At 61.9% G+C, this 14890-nt stretch carries 17 protein-coding genes and 1 pseudogene; 4 read left to right on the top strand and 14 right to left on the bottom strand.

Annotated features, from left to right (window positions below; all coding sequences use genetic code 11):
* The first annotated feature begins 62 nt into the window (after positions 1-62).
* Positions 63-1040, top strand: a complete 978-nt coding sequence (locus tag GGD65_RS33665) for a LysR family transcriptional regulator (protein WP_183238045.1) — start codon at positions 63-65, stop codon at positions 1038-1040.
* A gap of 229 nt (positions 1041-1269) precedes the next feature.
* On the opposite strand, the gene GGD65_RS33660 is transcribed toward GGD65_RS33665, so the two are convergent.
* The 3 genes from GGD65_RS33660 to rfbC are packed head-to-tail and all read right to left on the bottom strand — an operon-like array spanning position 1270 to position 2688.
* Complete coding sequence (locus GGD65_RS33660) at positions 1270-1998, bottom strand: NAD(P)-dependent oxidoreductase (protein ID WP_283813744.1); 729 nt, start codon at positions 1996-1998, stop codon at positions 1270-1272.
* A complete protein-coding gene (locus GGD65_RS40875; protein WP_283813743.1) occupies positions 1886-2167 on the bottom strand; it encodes an NAD-dependent epimerase/dehydratase family protein in 282 nt (93 codons plus the stop codon). Before GGD65_RS40875 ends, GGD65_RS33660 begins: the two co-directional genes overlap by 113 nt.
* On the bottom strand, positions 2164-2688 hold the full coding sequence (gene rfbC, locus GGD65_RS33655; RefSeq protein ID WP_183238044.1) for a dTDP-4-dehydrorhamnose 3,5-epimerase: 525 nt from the start codon (positions 2686-2688) through the stop codon (positions 2164-2166). The genes GGD65_RS40875 and rfbC overlap by 4 nt, the downstream gene beginning before the upstream one ends.
* A gap of 152 nt (positions 2689-2840) precedes the next feature.
* On the opposite strand from rfbC, the gene GGD65_RS33650 reads away from it, so the two are divergent.
* Positions 2841-4073 (top strand): class I SAM-dependent methyltransferase, encoded by a 1233-nt coding sequence (locus GGD65_RS33650; protein ID WP_183238043.1) that lies wholly within the window; start codon positions 2841-2843, stop codon positions 4071-4073.
* Positions 4074-4087: 14 nt separating this feature from the next.
* On the opposite strand, the gene GGD65_RS33645 is transcribed toward GGD65_RS33650, so the two are convergent.
* From GGD65_RS33645 to GGD65_RS40510, 5 genes and pseudogenes are all read right to left on the bottom strand, one after another.
* Complete coding sequence (locus tag GGD65_RS33645) at positions 4088-4285, bottom strand: hypothetical protein (RefSeq protein WP_183238042.1); 198 nt, start codon at positions 4283-4285, stop codon at positions 4088-4090.
* Between the two features lie 138 nt (positions 4286-4423).
* Entirely contained in the window at positions 4424-4843 is a 420-nt protein-coding gene (locus tag GGD65_RS33640; RefSeq protein ID WP_183238041.1) for a DUF4118 domain-containing protein, read from the bottom strand.
* A gap of 149 nt (positions 4844-4992) precedes the next feature.
* Positions 4993-6186, bottom strand: coding sequence for an MFS transporter (locus tag GGD65_RS33635; protein ID WP_183238040.1), 1194 nt, complete (start codon positions 6184-6186; stop codon positions 4993-4995).
* Positions 6187-6239: 53 nt separating this feature from the next.
* Positions 6240-6794, bottom strand: coding sequence for a TetR/AcrR family transcriptional regulator (locus tag GGD65_RS33630; protein WP_246783500.1), 555 nt, complete (start codon positions 6792-6794; stop codon positions 6240-6242).
* A 1285-nt stretch (positions 6795-8079) separates the two neighbouring features.
* Positions 8080-8350: pseudogene (locus tag GGD65_RS40510) on the bottom strand (hypothetical protein); the annotation flags it as partial.
* On the opposite strand from GGD65_RS40510, the gene GGD65_RS40505 reads away from it, so the two are divergent.
* Both GGD65_RS40505 and GGD65_RS33620 read left to right on the top strand, forming a co-directional pair.
* A complete protein-coding gene (locus GGD65_RS40505; protein ID WP_246783507.1) occupies positions 8322-8750 on the top strand; it encodes a hypothetical protein in 429 nt (142 codons plus the stop codon). The pseudogene GGD65_RS40510 and the gene GGD65_RS40505 overlap by 29 nt on opposite strands.
* Before the next feature lie 200 nt (positions 8751-8950).
* On the top strand, positions 8951-9277 hold the full coding sequence (locus GGD65_RS33620; RefSeq protein ID WP_179735264.1) for a hypothetical protein: 327 nt from the start codon (positions 8951-8953) through the stop codon (positions 9275-9277).
* 1030 nt (positions 9278-10307) lie between these two features.
* Here the strand turns inward: GGD65_RS33620 and GGD65_RS33615 are convergent.
* The 6 genes from GGD65_RS33615 to GGD65_RS33595 all read right to left on the bottom strand — a co-directional run bounded on the left by GGD65_RS33615 (position 10308) and on the right by GGD65_RS33595 (position 14559).
* Positions 10308-10655, bottom strand: coding sequence for a low affinity iron permease family protein (locus GGD65_RS33615; protein ID WP_256375089.1), 348 nt, complete (start codon positions 10653-10655; stop codon positions 10308-10310).
* Positions 10656-10806: 151 nt separating this feature from the next.
* Positions 10807-11355, bottom strand: coding sequence for a hypothetical protein (locus tag GGD65_RS33610; protein ID WP_183238038.1), 549 nt, complete (start codon positions 11353-11355; stop codon positions 10807-10809).
* Positions 11356-11709: 354 nt separating this feature from the next.
* Positions 11710-12048: a response regulator gene (locus GGD65_RS33605; protein WP_018318146.1), complete on the bottom strand. Its 339-nt coding sequence runs from the start codon at positions 12046-12048 to the stop codon at positions 11710-11712.
* Positions 12049-12339: 291 nt separating this feature from the next.
* Positions 12340-12582 carry a DUF6894 family protein gene (locus GGD65_RS41255; RefSeq protein ID WP_084674825.1) on the bottom strand — a complete coding sequence of 81 codons (243 nt, stop codon included), beginning with the start codon at positions 12580-12582 and terminating at the stop codon, positions 12340-12342.
* Between the two features lie 33 nt (positions 12583-12615).
* Positions 12616-12861, bottom strand: a complete 246-nt coding sequence (locus GGD65_RS33600; protein WP_018318147.1) for a hypothetical protein — start codon at positions 12859-12861, stop codon at positions 12616-12618.
* Between the two features lie 651 nt (positions 12862-13512).
* Complete coding sequence (locus GGD65_RS33595; protein ID WP_018318149.1) at positions 13513-14559, bottom strand: hypothetical protein; 1047 nt, start codon at positions 14557-14559, stop codon at positions 13513-13515.
* Positions 14560-14890: the final 331 nt, after the last annotated feature.

Genomic DNA, 14890 nt, shown 5'->3' with positions numbered 1-14890 from the left:
CGGTCAGTCCCGGCATCAGGAGATTGACAGGGGCAGCTTAATAAGGAAAATTTCTATTCATAATGAGCGTCAAAGAATTTTCTTATAATGGCCCCGGCCATGCGGCGGCCCAGCTCCGGCATCTGACGATCCGGCAGCTGCGTTCGCTTGCGGCGCTCTCGGCCAAGGGCAGCGTGACGGCCGCGTCCGGCCATCTCGGGCTGACCCAGCCGGCCGTGACCCAGCAACTCCGGCAACTGCAGGATCTCGCCGGCCTGCCACTGGTGCAGCGGACCGGCGACGGCATGCTGCTGACCGAGGCGGGCAAGGAGGTGCTGACGCTGGCCGAACGCGTCGAGGCCGCCATCATGGACTGCCAGGGCGCCCTCGATCTGCTCGCCGGGCGGACCGGCGGCACCGTGCATCTCGGCGCGGTCTCGACCGCGAAATATTTCGTGCCGCATGCGATCGCGGCCTTTTCGAAGCGGTACCCCAAGATCGAGATCAAGCTCACCATCGGCAATCGCGAGGAGATCCGCGAGGCCATGCACGGCTACGACCTCGATTTCGCGGTGATGGGTCGGCCACCGGCCGACGTCACGGTCGACGTCCGCCAGCTCGGGCGCAATCCGCACATCATCGTCGCGCGCAAGGGACACTGGCTGGAGAACGATTCCGGCCTCAACCTGACCGACCTCGTGCACGAGACCTTCCTCACCCGCGAGCCCGGTTCGGGCACACGGACGCTGATGGAGGGCATGTTCCAGAAGTCCGACCTCGAGCCGATCATCGGCATGGAGATGAGCAGCAACGAGACCATCAAGCAGGCCGTCATCGCCGGGCTCGGCATCGCCTTTATCTCGGCCCACACGGTGGCGCATGAGCTCACCGAGGGCCGGCTCATCGTGCTCGACGTCGCGGGCCTGCCGATCGTGCGGCAATGGTATGTGATCCGCCGCAGCGACAAGGTGCTGCTGCCGCCGGCGCAGGCGATGTTCGATTTTCTGGGCTCGGAAGGGTCGAACTATCTGCCCGACGTGCCCGAGTTCGGCGCGCGATAACCAGCCCGCGTTCAGCTCATCAGCTTCATGGCAACCGTCGCCGCCAGAATCACGATGATCTGGAGCAGACGCTCGGTCGTGAAGATGCGGTTGAACGTGATCATTGCTTGCCCCGGCCGACGTGAGGGAGATTTCGGTCGGCCCGTTGCTAGCACAGGCACCCAGCCAGACAACTCCGTAATTGCCACGGGTGCCGCTTGCCGCCGGCCTGTTGCGAGGAGATCGCACGTCATCCCCTCCCCGGCAGACGGTCGATCCACCATGCGAGATCGCGCGCAGCGCCCGCCTCGAATCCGATGATTGGCACGCCCACAGTCACGCCGCGGAGGTGGCGGACGTCGGCGGCAATGATCGGCTCGGCGTCGACTCCCGTTGCATCGACGGCGCCGAACCTGACCAGATGCCTTGCGTCGAGCAGACCTGCGACATGCTCGATCACGCTGCGCAGGCTGCGCACTTCGCCACTGGCGAGATTGACGACGCCGGAGATTTCGCTGTCGAGCACGGCGGCGATCATCTGCGCGAGGTCATCGACATAGACGAAATCGCGCAGCTGCCCGCCATGCGAGCAATCGAAATTCGCTCCTGCGCGAAGGCTCCGGATCAGCGAAGGGATCAGGCGCGCCTCGGGCTCGTGCGGCCCGAACGGGACAAACACGCGGCCCCAGGCGGCGCCTGCCGCCATATAGGCCTCAGCCGTAGCGAGCTTGGCCTGTCCGTACAATGTCGTCGGACGGCATTGGCTGGTGCGTTCCTCACAGAGGCCGCTCTGCGGTCCGTATTCGAAGCAGCTTCCGATGCCGAGGATGCGCTTGGTGCCGCAGGCTCGCGCGCGCGACAGCAGGTCAATGCTCGCCTCTGCCCAGAGACGGTTGACTGGATCCTCGCGATAACGGCCCCGGCCGGGCTTCCCAGGCGAGATGAACCAAATGGGTCGGACGCGATGCGGATAGCGCATGCGCGCGGCCGGCTTCGGTGAGAAGATCGACCGCGTGCCACGTTACGCCGGCCATCGTCGGTTGAGCCGCGCGCGCGATGCCGTGGACCTCAAAGCCGCGACCAGCCAGCACAGGCAGCAGCGCCCGGCCGATGAAGCCCGACGCGCCCGTGACCAGCACCCGTCTCATGGGAGACACGGCAGCGCGCGGTCGCGGGCGGACAGGATCGGATCGGCAAGCGGCCAATCGATCGCCAGCGATGGATCGTCCCAGCGAATGCCCGCCGCGCCTTGCGCGTCATAGGGCACATCGATGCAGTACATCAGCTCGGTCCCATCGACGAGCGTCTGGAAGCCGTGCGCGCATCCAGCGGGAATGAACACGGCATTGCGGCGATCGGCGGCGAGCTCGACCGAGCACCATTGTCCGCAGGTCGGCAGCGAGCGACGCAGATCGACGATCACGTCGAAGGCACGGCCGGCCACACATCGCACCAGCTTGGCCTCCGGCCGGCCGGCCTGATAATGCAGGCCGCGCAACGTGCCGGCGCGTTCGTTGCACGACAGGCTGTGTTGCGCGAAATGCGTCGGCAGGCCCTGCGCCGCGAAGGCCTCCGTGTCGAACAGCCGGGCGAAGAATCCGCGCGCGTCAGTCTCCGGCTCGATCCCGATTTCAACCACGCCCGGCAGAGCCAATGCAGTGAACTTCATCCCGGGCCTCCGCGCCGCGACGCCGCCGTTGCGAACGTCGGTTCACCGAAACGCCTTTTGGGTTGCATCATGCGCAACGTTGTCGGAATTTCCGTGGCTTGAGGGAATTCACTAACAGCCGCGGCACGACGGCACAACGGGACGATCCGTTCATGGACAGGCACCGATGCCGCTTCTGCACGCGGGAGCTCGACGAGACCTTCGTCGATCTCGGCCTGTCGCCTCTGGCGAATTCTTATCTGCCGCCGGAGCAGGCGGATGCGACCGAGCCGACCTATCCGCTGCATGCCCGTGCGTGCGGTGCCTGCGGGCTGGTGCAGCTTCCGCAATTCGAGCCTGCGGCCAACATCTTCGCGCAGTATCTCTATTACTCGTCCTATTCCGAGAGCTGGCTGCGGCACGCGGAGAGTTACGCCGCCGCGATGATCGCCCGCACGAAGCTCGGAGCAGGGTCCGAGGTGATAGAGATCGCCAGCAATGACGGATATCTGCTGCAATATTTCCAGCGCGCCGGCATCCGCTCGCTCGGAATCGAGCCGGCCAGCGGTCCGGCGGCCGCTGCGACCGCCAAGGGCATTCCGACCCGGACCTGCTATTTCGGCCGCGATGTCGCGACCGCGCTGCGCGCCGAAGGCCACAGGCCCGAGCTGATCGTCGCCAACAACGTGTTGCCGCACGTTCCAGATATCAACGATTTCGTCGTGGGCCTGCGCATTCTCCTGCCCGAGACCGGGCGCGCGACGCTGGAGCTTCCGCATCTGTTGCATCTGATCGAAGCCATCCAGTTCGACACGATCTATCACGAGCATCTGTCGTACTTCTCGCTCGCGACCCTCGAGACGGTCTTTCGCGCACACGCCTTGCGCGTTTTCGACGTGGATGAATTGCCGACGCATGGCGGCTCGCTCCGTCTGCACGTCTGCAGCGAGACCGCGCCTCCGAGAGCCTCGCCTGCACTCGATAATTTGCGCCGGCGCGAGTCCATGGCGGGGCTCGACCAGCCCGCGATCTATCGTGATTTTCAGGCGAAGGTGGCGGCCAAGCGCGAGACGATCCGCAACTTCCTCGTCGCGGCGGGGCGCGCGGGCAAGACGGTGCTGGCTTACGGCGCGCCCGCGAAGGGCAACACGCTGCTCAATTATTGCGGTATCACGCGCGAGCTGATTCCGTTCACCGTGGACCGCAATCCGCACAAGCAGGGCCTGCTGCTTCCGGGATCGCATCTGCCGATCCGCGATCCCGCCGCCCTGATCGCGGCCAGGCCTGATTACGTCTTCATCCTGCCGTGGAATCTGAAGGACGAGATCATCGGCCAGCTGGCGGAGGTTCGCGCCTGGGGCGGACAATTCGTGGTGCCCGCACCCGATCTGACGATCATATCGTGAGCGATGGTTAACGATCAGGCTGCGAGCGGAGCGGCGTAGTCCGCGCGCAACGCGAAATAGGCTTCCAGCTCCGACAACGCCCGCGCTTCCCAATCCGTCGCCTGCTCCAGCAGCGACCAGCTCTGGCCCGGGCGGAACGCAGCGGTCTGGCGATAGAGCGATGCGATACCGCGGTAGCGCCGCACATTCTCCAAGATGGCTTGACCGTTCATGTCCGAAAACTCCCTCGTCATTCCCGGGGGAGAACCTGCGGCCAAATCTTTTTCGAAAAGTTAGCGGCGCGCGGCAAGCTTGCGGATGGTTGCCGGACTGTTGCGCGCAGGCAACTCGCACCGTCGTGCAAAGGCGAATTATTGCGGATTCGTTGCCGCGCTCTCGCCCGGGGACTTCAGCCCGCCCTGGCTGACGATCCTCATGGTCTCGCGGCAGAGATCGGCGAGGCCAATCAGCAGTACCGCGAGCAGACAGAACAGGTTGATGGAATCGGTATTTGCGCTGCTCAGCGCGTTGAACTCGAAGAAGGGCGGAATGAACGCCCACCACACCAGGGGAATGGTGAACAGCGCGGCAAATCCCGCCGCCGGCGTGCCCGCGACAAGGCCGAGTACGAACAGGCCGGGCAGGAACGCTGCAAAATAGAGCTTTGCGCCGAGCGCGACGCAAATGCCCTGAAATGCAGCCGACATGGCGACAACGACGCATCCGAGCAGAAACGCCTGCCACGACCATGGCCGTACCCGCGGTACGCCAAACAGCCCCGCACGCCTCATCAGCCTCCCCCTGCCGCCCATTAACCTGGCCCGCTTGAGACCAAAGTACTACAGCGGCACCGAAATCGCGAGACGGAAATTGCGCCGCCCGCGGCTTCGTCTGCGAGCCTTGGTAAACGCCCGCATCGCACAATTGCTGCGGCCGGCAGCTATTCGGTCGCCGCATAGAGCAAGCCGACGACGGGCAGAGCGAGGCCGATGGCCGATGCGAGCGTCCAGCCGCCTTGCGCGAAAGCCCAGGCGCCGACCGCGGAGCCGGCTGCACCGGCCGTGAAGAACGTCGCCATGTAGAGCCCGTTGAGGCGGCTGCGGTGCTCGTGCCCGAGCGCGAAGATAGCGCGGAAGCCGAGCACGACGTTGCCCTGGACACCGACGTCGATGGCCATCGCCGCCGCAACCAGGCAGACCAGGTTCAGCATCGAGCCGGGCGCGCCGAGATAGGTCACGAGGAAGCCCCCGGCCGCGAGCAACATCGCGACCAGCGTCGCGATGCGGCTGTGGCCGCGATCGGCGAGCCGTCCGGCGATTGGCGCCGCGAACACGCCGGCCACGCCGGCGAGCGCGAACAACGCTATGCCGCGCTGGGTGAAGCCGAACGCGTCCGCAAGCTGGAGCGGTGCCACCGTCCAGAACAAAGTGAAGCAGCCGAACAGGCTCGCCTGGTAGAGCGCGCGGCGGCGCAGCAGCGGCGTCGCCCGCACCAGATGCGGCATCGACAGCAACAGCTCGCCATAGTGCATCCGCGTCACCGGCTTGCGGTTCGGCAGCGTCATCCAGAGCACGGCCGTCAGCACGATCATCAGCGCGGCGGAGGCGAAGAACACGGCGTGCCACGACAGCGCCGCGGTGACGAAGCTCGAAACCGGACGCGCCAGCATGATGCCGAGCATCAGGCCGGTCGAGACGTTGCCGACGACGCGGCCTCGGATGGCTTCCGGCGCCAGATGCGCCGCATAGGGGATGATGATCTGCACCGCGACCGAGCCGAGGCCGATGAACAGTGCGGCGACCAGGAACGGCAGCGCATGGGTGGCGAACGCGGCGGCGAGCAGGGCCGCGGCGCCGAGCGTGATGACGGAGCAGATCAGGATACGGTTCTCGACGAGATCGCCGAGCGGCACGATCAGCAGCAGCCCGGTGCCGTAGCCGATCTGCGTCATGGTGACGATCAGCCCGGCCGCTGCGTGCGACAGGCCGAGCGCGGCGCTGATCGGGGCGATCAGGGGCTGCGCGTAATAGATGTTGGCCGCGATCATGCCACAGGCCGCGGCAAGCACGAAGGTCAGCCGTTGCGACACCGCATCCAGCCCGGGCGCGGTCTCGATCGTGGCATTCATCGTCATGACGTACGGTCTCCGAGAAATCGGGAACGATCATTCCCTAATAGGACATAAATTCAGGCGAGCAGTTTCATCGCGACGCCGACGAGGCGGGTCCCGTCGAGCGGCAGTCGCGCCTTGCCGACGACTCGCAGGCCCTGCGTGATGCAGATCATCAGTCGCGCGGTGTCATCGGCCGCGACATGACCGGGAATCGAGCCGTCGGCCTGCCCCTCGCGAATGAGGCCGGCGATGAAATCTTCGTTGGTCTTGAGCTGCGCGCCGACGCGGGCGGCCACGACGGAATCGACCGCCGACAATTCGACCGCGCTGCCGACCACGAGGCAACCGCGCCGCCCCTCGGCGCCCTGGGACTGCGCGACATAGGACAGCAGCAAATTGCGGACCCGATCGCGGCCGTTTGTGCCGCGCTGGGCGGCGCTGCGGGTCTGCTCCTGGCGCAGCGCCGTATAGCGCTCGAAGGCAGCCAGGAACACCGCATGCTTGTCGCGAAACGCCTTGTAGATGCTCCCCGTCGCCAGCCGCATCGCCGCGGCGAGGTCGCCGATGGAGGTCGCATGATAGCCGCGCTCGCGAAACATCCGCACGGCACGGTCCAGCGCCGTATCCATGTCGAATTCCCGGGGACGACCGGGCGGACGGGCGACAGACGGGGATCGGCGGGCGGCTTTTTGCATGGCGGGATAATAGGGAATGATTGTTTCCTAATCTAGACAATTGGTTGTGATCCGTCATCCTGAGGTGCGAGTGATGGGGCGCGAAGCGCTCCATCGGGAGCCTCGAAGGATGCACGGCCGAGCTGGCAGCCGGGCCGTCGCCCTTCGAGGCTTGCTCCGCGGCGCGCTTGCGCCGCCGAGCGCGCACCTCAGGGTGACGGTCATGGAGTGAGATCTCGCTGCTTCAGCATCGTCATTGCGATACTCTAGTGCACATCCCAGCGGCGGTGCCGTAGGGTGGGCAAAGGCGCATAGCGCCGTGCCCACGATCTCCGTCCATAAGCAACAAGGCGTGGGCACGCTGCGCTTTGCCCACCCTACGAGATCGAGATTGTGGCACGCAGCTCAGCTCACAGACATGCCTTCGCGTCCTCGCGGCGCAATTCGCCCGAGCTTTGCTTGATCTCGCGACCCTCATCCAAGAGGGCGCAGGGAAGGCCGGGTGCTGGCTCGCACCCGCGGTCTGCTGCGCAATAGGCACACGCAGAAGAACCGCACAGCAGCATACAGGTGGTGCCGATCACTCGGCCTTCCCTGCGCGGTGGTTGGACGGCTTATGCCGTGATCTCCCGGGAGCCGACCATTCCTTCTGGCCTCCCTCGCCCCGCGAATTTGGATGATGCAGTCTGCCCGGTTGGGCTCGCTCGCACCTTCGCAAGGACTTGACCGTAGCAACGACGGCCAGGACCACACGGTTTTGCCGTACGCACGGCCCGCCATTTCGCCGCAGTTTTTCCAGCCCTGTCGACGAAGCCGGAAACTTACAGACGAGACGAAGCCTGGCAGCGCCGCTCGTCCGCACGAAGCCTCGGGCTCACAGGGACTACCCGCCCTGCCCGCGCCTCTCGTGCCGACGCTGCCGCGTCCACCGCAAGCCCGGCTCGCGACAGTGACGACCACATAGTCGCCCCTCTTGGGTGAGCCGGGATGGGCGACACATACGCCGAAACCGAATTTCGGTAAAGTGGAATATTTTTGCGCGCGTGGATTGACAGCGGCCGACACACCGACGCTCATTCCGTCATCCTGAGGTGCGAGACATGGGACGCAAGGCGTCCCATGGGGAGCCTCGAAGGATGGACGGCCACAGTCGGGCCGTCGCCCTTCGAGGCTCGCCAAAGAGGCGAGCACCTCAGGGTGACGGTGATGGAGTGCGCAATACCGGGCGAGCGGCCCCGGATTACGCTTTTCGCTCCATCCGGGCTACGGATATCCCCCTTCGGCAACACACCGGCGTCCCATGCGCCGTCATCGTCACATCCTTCCGTTCCACGATCATCCCATAAGCCTGCGGCTGGCGGTGAACGTCGAAATTGAAGATGGTGCGCTTGTACGAGTTGCAGAGATCGGGATCGCAGCGCGCCAGCGCGATCTCGTCGCCCGTGGTCGTGCATCTCGCGGGTGATCTCCCCCGAGGGCCCGATGATGCAACTGCCGCCGACGCGAGGCACAATCAAATTCCATGCCTATGGGTATCATTGTGCAGCGGGTCGGCGGCCGCGCATCACCCCCGAAAATCGTTGCGAATCTGCAACGGTTCCCCACGATCTAAAGCCGGACAAAACAAACTCCCATTCCGGCCACGAACCGCTCTCACAAGGCCGTGAGACAGCTAAGGGAACGACGATGCGTGCACAGCGCGTTTGGAAAGTGAATGGAGATGCCAGCATCGGGCAGCTCCAATCGAGACTGGACGATCTGAACAAGCGTCTCGTTCAGCTCGAAAACCAGCATCCGGAGACTTGGAAACTCGAAGAACTGAGAGCGAGCGCGATCAGCCTGTCGCGCGAGATCGACGACATCCGCTGCGCCGAGGCGACGGCGGCATTGAGCGAGTTGCTGCGGAAGTAAGTTCGCCGATTCGCTTCTTGCGCGCAGGAACCAAGATCCATCGCCGCCATTTCCATGCAGAGCATGGAGCACGATCATGACCAGGCATCTTACACGGGCCCATCTCGCACGCGGCATCGCCGGCGCAGTTTCCACGCTGGTCCTGTGCGCGACGGCGGCCTTCGCCGTCGCGCGCCACTTTGCGCTGTGAGGGATTTGGCATGACGTCCGATCCCGAGGAGCAGGTGAGGCTGCAAGGTTTTGGCGAGATGACGTTGCGCACGGCCATCGCGACGCTGACGGCGCTCGCGCCGCGCGAGCGATCGGAGGCCGCGATCTACCGCGTGCGTGACGGCGTGCGCCTGGCGCAAAGCGAGATCGCCGAACTCGCATCAAGCTGGGATATCGAGTCCGCGCCTACCGTACGATCGCCGAGACTGGTCCCCGAGCAGCACTGGCCCGACGTCGTGCGCGGCATGGTGCGCGAGGCCCCGTTGCCGGCGCTGATGGTGGCGTTCCTGGTGGGCGTGGTGGTGGCGCGGCGCTAGGCGGGACCCACACCTGCGGCGCGTCAGCGCCGACAACCAACAAGCCATGTCGCCGCAACAAGCGGCCCTGCCCGGCCAAATCGGCCGTGGACCCGATCCCGAAATCGTTGCAGAAAGGCGTTCCGAGGCGCCGGCGGCCGGTCCGCCAAGCCTCTGGAAAACGTCGACTTTTGGAAGAATGGTCGGAGTGGCAGGATTCGAACCTGCGACCCCTGCGTCCCGAACGTGGATAGCTTGCGGAAAGACCAACAAAAACAACGAAGTTTGCTACTGGTTGACCATCTTTATCGCAGTTTGTTCGCGCTGTTTCGGTGGTCAATCGGTGGTCGAAGAACGGTTACGTCAGCGCCGTTCGGCGCACGGATGTCATCTTCGACGAAGGCCACGGTGCGACGAATGATGGCACCAGACTAGACCAAGCTCCGCGCCCCCACTTCGCGAAGCACTAAGCGGGTACTTCCTCAACGAGGTAGTCACAGGCCGCGTTGCGGACAGAGTCTCGATCGGCGCTTGAGCTTCAGGTGCGCAGGGGCGGACTGGACATCTGGTCGCCGAAGATCAGCAAAATCACCAGGTTAGCGCTTCAGCCAGTTGACCCTTTGTACCACTCAAATGTCCTCATGTCGACCGAGCTTCTGCACGTTCCCATGGCGGGCGACTAGCTCGTAGACTAAAAAACGCAGCGCCCCGGACCGGCGAGACTAGACCCATTAATTTAGATGAAGGCCGCCGGCATCCCCCGGTTATGCTTCAGGGCGTGAATGACCTCGAACCAGAGACACATCCCGCTCCCAAGGTGACACGTTTGGAAGAGACCCGGCGCATCATCAAAGAGTAAAGGTCCGCCAAAATTTGAAGTGAGACATTCAGTTGAAGGCCCGCAGCTAAGGCCGGTGGCAACTTCCACTCACGGGCCACCGGTGCCCTTCACGGAGTGCAGCTACATGTCGGCCCCTGGGGCATACCGAAGTTTTGCAGGTGATCGCCCAAGGGGCCCTTTTGGTTCTTATCGGGCGCGTCGGCGCAGCGGTTAGCTGCTGCTGGGCCTGTGGTTACTGTCCGGGGCGAGCAAGTTCGCCACAACGGCCGTACGCACCCGATTGGATATTGGCATTAACGAGAACGGCCGAACGCGCAATATGACCGGGCGGGTACCTGATGCTGCCGAATTTCTCCCTTTCGGCTCGTCCCATCGGAACTGAGCCGCCCGTTCTTCCTCGACTTCCTCGGCGTCCTTGTTGTCGAGGGTCATGAGTGAGTTCTTCGCGTCCCCGTTAACCCTCAACAGTTCGTCTAACTTTGCGTGAAGAGCTTGCGTGTCGCGGTGCTCAGCCCGCTGAATTACCAAGGTCATCCCCCACGTCGAAAGCGTCGCCAGATCGTGCCACCCGAGCCCACCCCCAATGAAGGCTCAGAGTAGTCCGTACACGACAAATACAGCGAATGCGGCGGGACGCGAGGCGAGAACACCGAGGTCCGTAAGCCAGCTCCGGACCTTATGTAAAGCCAATGTGGTCAAGCATCTCGCCCTAGGTTGTTCTGACGGAAACAGTCGGAGTCACAGCACTCGCTCGACCACCGAAAAATGCAGCTAGTGCGCCCAGATGGAGGGCGAGGGCACCGAATAAGGCGCCCTGCGATACACGCTTCGCCGCGGTATCGGTCGCCTGTTTTGCCTGCTCTTTAGTCTTCGCGACCGTCTCCTTATACTGTTGCTGATACTGAGCGATCTGACCTTTCGCCTCGTCTTGAGAGATGTTCTGCGCCTTGGCCAAGGCGTCCGCCGCCTTATCATTCGCAGCAGCCTGTTGTGCAGGATCCCCGGTTAGTGCCGCTCGAACAGCTGTCATTGCGGCATCACGAAGTGCCGCAGGATCCTGGCCCCCGGACGCGCTTCGCACTTTGCTTTCGAGGGCTCCCATCGGATCGGCAACGTTATTCAGAGAGGGCGCTGCGGTCTGAACCGCGGTCTGAACTGTTCCGCCAAGAGCCCTACCTGCTCCACCAAGAGCCGAGGACGCCGTGCTGACGGCACCACCGATCATGCCGGAGGCGGCCGACGAGAGAAGATAGACCACCGTGAGCGTCGAGACTGCCCAAGATATGAGACCGTGATAGGCCGTCGTCGATTGCGACGCTTTGCCGGAAAGCCGGCCAGCAATGTACCCGCCGAGCGCAGCAGCGACTATTCCCGAGACGAACAGCTCATAAACCTCAGTCCATCAAACTATCGAACTGAGTAATGGATGGAGTCCACTGGGACTGAGACATCCGCAACTCTACGGAACAGAACCGGGATCGAATTTCAATCGAGGTGATTCGTTCCGGAGCAGCAGGCTGTGACCTGAGGCTCATCTCAGGAAATCGCGCGCAGAGCGGATAAACTGCACAATGCACGACCTAATTGAGATCCCTTGTGGGTAGGCCGGACACTATGCCGTAAGCGAACGAATCGACTCAAGAAGCCGCTCGAGACGGTATGGTTTTTGAAGCATTATGCTGCCTGAAACCGGGCGCGTAGCGGAGTGGGCGTAGCCGGTAGCATAAATGACGGGGACATTCGGACGGCTGTCCCTGCATTTTATTGCGACGTCCCAACCCGTCAGGGACCCCGACAACATCACATCGGTGAACACCAGATCGGGAGAGGCTTCAGCACACAATTCGAGGGCGCGTTCTCCGCTTTCCGCTTCCAGCACATCGTGCCCGTGGCTTTCCAATATGTCCACAATGACGTCGCGGATCAGGTCTTCATCCTCCACAACAAGCACTCGCAATCAGTCCTCCTTTAGACAGTCTTACCGGCGATTTGCGCGACTTCCCCAAGCGCCGCCGGAGGAAGAGGAACGGGACGCCGGGGCCCCGATTTGCGCAATACTAATAGCCCACCAGTAGCCCAACCGGACGGCCGCAGCCGTTGTTCCTAGAGCAAAGGCCCTGGCTGTGTGCTGCGAGCCCAATTGAGAACACTAGGGCCGTCTCAGTAGTAACCCGTGTCGAGAAAAAGAAGACTTCGAAAAAACGTACCTAAGAGGACGGTCAAAGAAGAAAACCGCGCGCCGCTAAGCCGCGTAACGGGAGCGATGGTAGGGCTCTAAATGAATCCGGACTTCGTAAATCTCAGCGCCGTTCTCATCCCGGACCCGGATGTAATTTCCGCGCTTTGAGAGTTCCGGTTTCTCGGCGCCGATGCGGTGTGCGATGAATTTGGCGTGCTCTTTTGTCTCGCGGCGGGATACGCATGGATGTCCTACTCTGTCACGAGCGGAAACAGAGCCGGCAAGATCGAAGAAGAACCGTTTCATAAGATCTGAAACGCGGCGGCTACGGCCGCGTTCCTATCGTCCGGCCGACAGCCGCTCGACATTCGCTGCGACAATTTTCCTGTAATGGTCAAGGACGTCACCGCAGCTGCCGCCGCGGATGAAAATCGCACCGACCGCTGAAGCCGCGTCGAGCTTTTCAGTCACCATGAGAAACATCTCATCAGACGTGCCGTTGCCTTTGGCTATCTGCCGCAGCCGCACATCCATTACCTCTAGCGCATCGGCCATGAGCGTCAGCGCCGAAAACCAAAAAAGCATGTCCGCTCCGTACTGACTTTGCTGGGGTTTTTGAAGCCCCGCTATTAGGATCGCCGAGGGTAAGCATCCGCTGCGGGCGCGGTTCCTAAGGGTACGGGCGCGCCGCCGGCCTGCCCGCGAACGTTCGGGACTGCTGTCCCCCGAGCAATCTTGAGCGCAGCGCGGCGGACCTACAGCCCAAAGCCCGGCCCCATCGCCGCGAGCTGGCCTGCAATTCGCGCAGAGCTAGAACCTTAGATCGTTTGCAACAACATCATTCCGACGACGGTCACAACAAAACCGATTGCGGTCACTGCGGCGAAGCACCGCTCTACGCTATCCATGAACGCAACACCTGCCGAAAAAATTTAGTTCAGCTTTTTTCGTGATGTACTGCTATTCCAACCGCTGACTCGCTCGTACCCCGCGAGGAAGTTTGAGACCTCCTTCCCCCAGAACAGAACGCTCTGCAAAGAATGAGAGCTGGCTGTGGCCGTCGAGGGGACTTTGGTTACCGAAAGCGCTCATGCCGCCATACTGCGGGCCGATTGCGTGGTGTTCGCGTCATCTCCGCAACAAGGCGAGATGTTCTGCTCCTAGCCCTGGGGCGAAGTCGCTCGGTGAGTGATACGTTATACGGATGCGTCTCCCACGCCCGTCGGTCGCAGCGTCTCAATACGGCCGGGCAACAACATAACCATACCAGTGCTCAAGGAAGCCACTTGGCGACATTTGCGTATTTGGCGCCGGGATTGGCCTCAATATCTCCGCCCACGTATAAACTTTCAGACTGATTGCGTTACCGATGATCGAAATCGGAGAGCGAAGGATCACAACGTGATTGCCCTTTTTGGACTTTTCGTTCTGCGTTTCGGCTTTTAGCAGTTTGCTATTGATTCTTAGTACGGTGCGATACCCGGCGTTATAGTATCGATTGACGACCTCGATGTCGTTCATCTTCAAGTTGTAAAATAGATTGTTCTCACAATGCACATCGGTATAACCTGCCTTTTCAAACCATTGAGCCATTTCGTTCAGACGCGTACCGCTATCGTCATCACCCATAGAACTGTAGTTGAACCAAAAATTTTCCGAATCTCGAAGACTCGCGCCGGTCAACCAGTCCGCAGGACTCATTGGGCGAGGTGGAGAATATTGCCGGCAATCGGAACTCGGATCGATCTTCAAATGGCCGAGCATAGCTTTGCCGTTCTCGTAGAGGTCGATGGCGTATTTCGCGTATGCTGCGGGAGAGTCGAAGGCTAGGCTATACAGGAATCCCATTGGCCCGCAGATACCCGCGCTTCTTTGGTTTAAAATATTCGGGTTTGATACCCTCAACAGCAAATCGATCCCAACCTCATCCCGATCCAGCTTCGGGAAGTAGATTTGACCCATGCGTTTCATGAAATTGAAAATGAGGTCCGCAGCGTACTTCTGACGACCCGTTGCGACGATGATCGGCCCGTATCCATAAACAAGATCCGCCGCTTTACGTAGGTATAATAGCATCGCCTTTGAACGACCCATAATGGTCTCGGACGTATTTGCTATCACCTGCAAGTCATCGATCTCCTTCTCCGAAAGATAGCCATCCTTCATCGCGCTGCGAAGAACCTCGACTACTTCAGCGTGAGAGAGCTGCTTATCGTCGCTTAGGGCGACTCTGAATGCATCGCGTATACTGCGACTTTTCACATCATTCCAGTTGATCGCCATAATGACCACATGCGTTGGATTAAAGTAGCTGACATGGCAGGAACATCTCCCGACGCCAGGCGCCTTTGCATTGCTCGTGGTATAGGCAAAGCCCGTGGGTATGTGTTGGTGGGCGCAGGTCGGCCGGAGGTTCGAAGCCTTTGCCCAAATTCCGCAATGCCCCTGGCGATCTCGGTCGCTAACAAAGCATAGCGGAAGTTGACGGGCGACCGTCTATTGCAGACGACGACGCTCTCGACCTTCAAGAGACATCCGGGCCGCATCTGCTAAGTTTCAAAAAAATCGTTCCAGGTTCTGTAGCTGTCGGCGGGCTGGGGCAAACGGGTAAGCC

Source organism: Bradyrhizobium sp. CIR18, from assembly GCF_014198295.1.
Taxonomy (GTDB): Bacteria; Pseudomonadota; Alphaproteobacteria; order Rhizobiales; family Xanthobacteraceae; genus Bradyrhizobium.
The sequence above is the reverse complement of the archived record's forward strand: the minus strand, read 5'-3'. Positions and strand labels throughout refer to the sequence as shown.

What these genes read in the sequence shown, in the direction of transcription:
- GGD65_RS33640 (WP_183238041.1), bottom strand. Translation starts at nt 4,843, where the DNA reads ATGAGGCGTGCGGGGCTGTTTGGCGTACCGCGGGTACGGCCATGGTCG.
- GGD65_RS33650 (WP_183238043.1), top strand. Translation starts at nt 2,841, where the DNA reads ATGGACAGGCACCGATGCCGCTTCTGCACGCGGGAGCTCGACGAGACC.
- GGD65_RS33620 (WP_179735264.1), top strand. Translation starts at nt 8,951, where the DNA reads ATGACGTCCGATCCCGAGGAGCAGGTGAGGCTGCAAGGTTTTGGCGAG.
- GGD65_RS33635 (WP_183238040.1), bottom strand. Translation starts at nt 6,186, where the DNA reads ATGACGATGAATGCCACGATCGAGACCGCGCCCGGGCTGGATGCGGTG.
- GGD65_RS33645 (WP_183238042.1), bottom strand. Translation starts at nt 4,285, where the DNA reads ATGAACGGTCAAGCCATCTTGGAGAATGTGCGGCGCTACCGCGGTATC.
- rfbC (WP_183238044.1), bottom strand. Translation starts at nt 2,688, where the DNA reads ATGAAGTTCACTGCATTGGCTCTGCCGGGCGTGGTTGAAATCGGGATC.
- GGD65_RS41255 (WP_084674825.1), bottom strand. Translation starts at nt 12,582, where the DNA reads ATGAAACGGTTCTTCTTCGATCTTGCCGGCTCTGTTTCCGCTCGTGAC.
- GGD65_RS33600 (WP_018318147.1), bottom strand. Translation starts at nt 12,861, where the DNA reads ATGCTTTTTTGGTTTTCGGCGCTGACGCTCATGGCCGATGCGCTAGAG.
- GGD65_RS40505 (WP_246783507.1), top strand. Translation starts at nt 8,322, where the DNA reads ATGATGCAACTGCCGCCGACGCGAGGCACAATCAAATTCCATGCCTAT.
- GGD65_RS33630 (WP_246783500.1), bottom strand. Translation starts at nt 6,794, where the DNA reads ATGGATACGGCGCTGGACCGTGCCGTGCGGATGTTTCGCGAGCGCGGC.
- GGD65_RS33660 (WP_283813744.1), bottom strand. Translation starts at nt 1,998, where the DNA reads ATGCGCTATCCGCATCGCGTCCGACCCATTTGGTTCATCTCGCCTGGG.
- GGD65_RS33665 (WP_183238045.1), top strand. Translation starts at nt 63, where the DNA reads ATGAGCGTCAAAGAATTTTCTTATAATGGCCCCGGCCATGCGGCGGCC.
- GGD65_RS33595 (WP_018318149.1), bottom strand. Translation starts at nt 14,559, where the DNA reads ATGGCGATCAACTGGAATGATGTGAAAAGTCGCAGTATACGCGATGCA.
- GGD65_RS40875 (WP_283813743.1), bottom strand. Translation starts at nt 2,167, where the DNA reads ATGAGACGGGTGCTGGTCACGGGCGCGTCGGGCTTCATCGGCCGGGCG.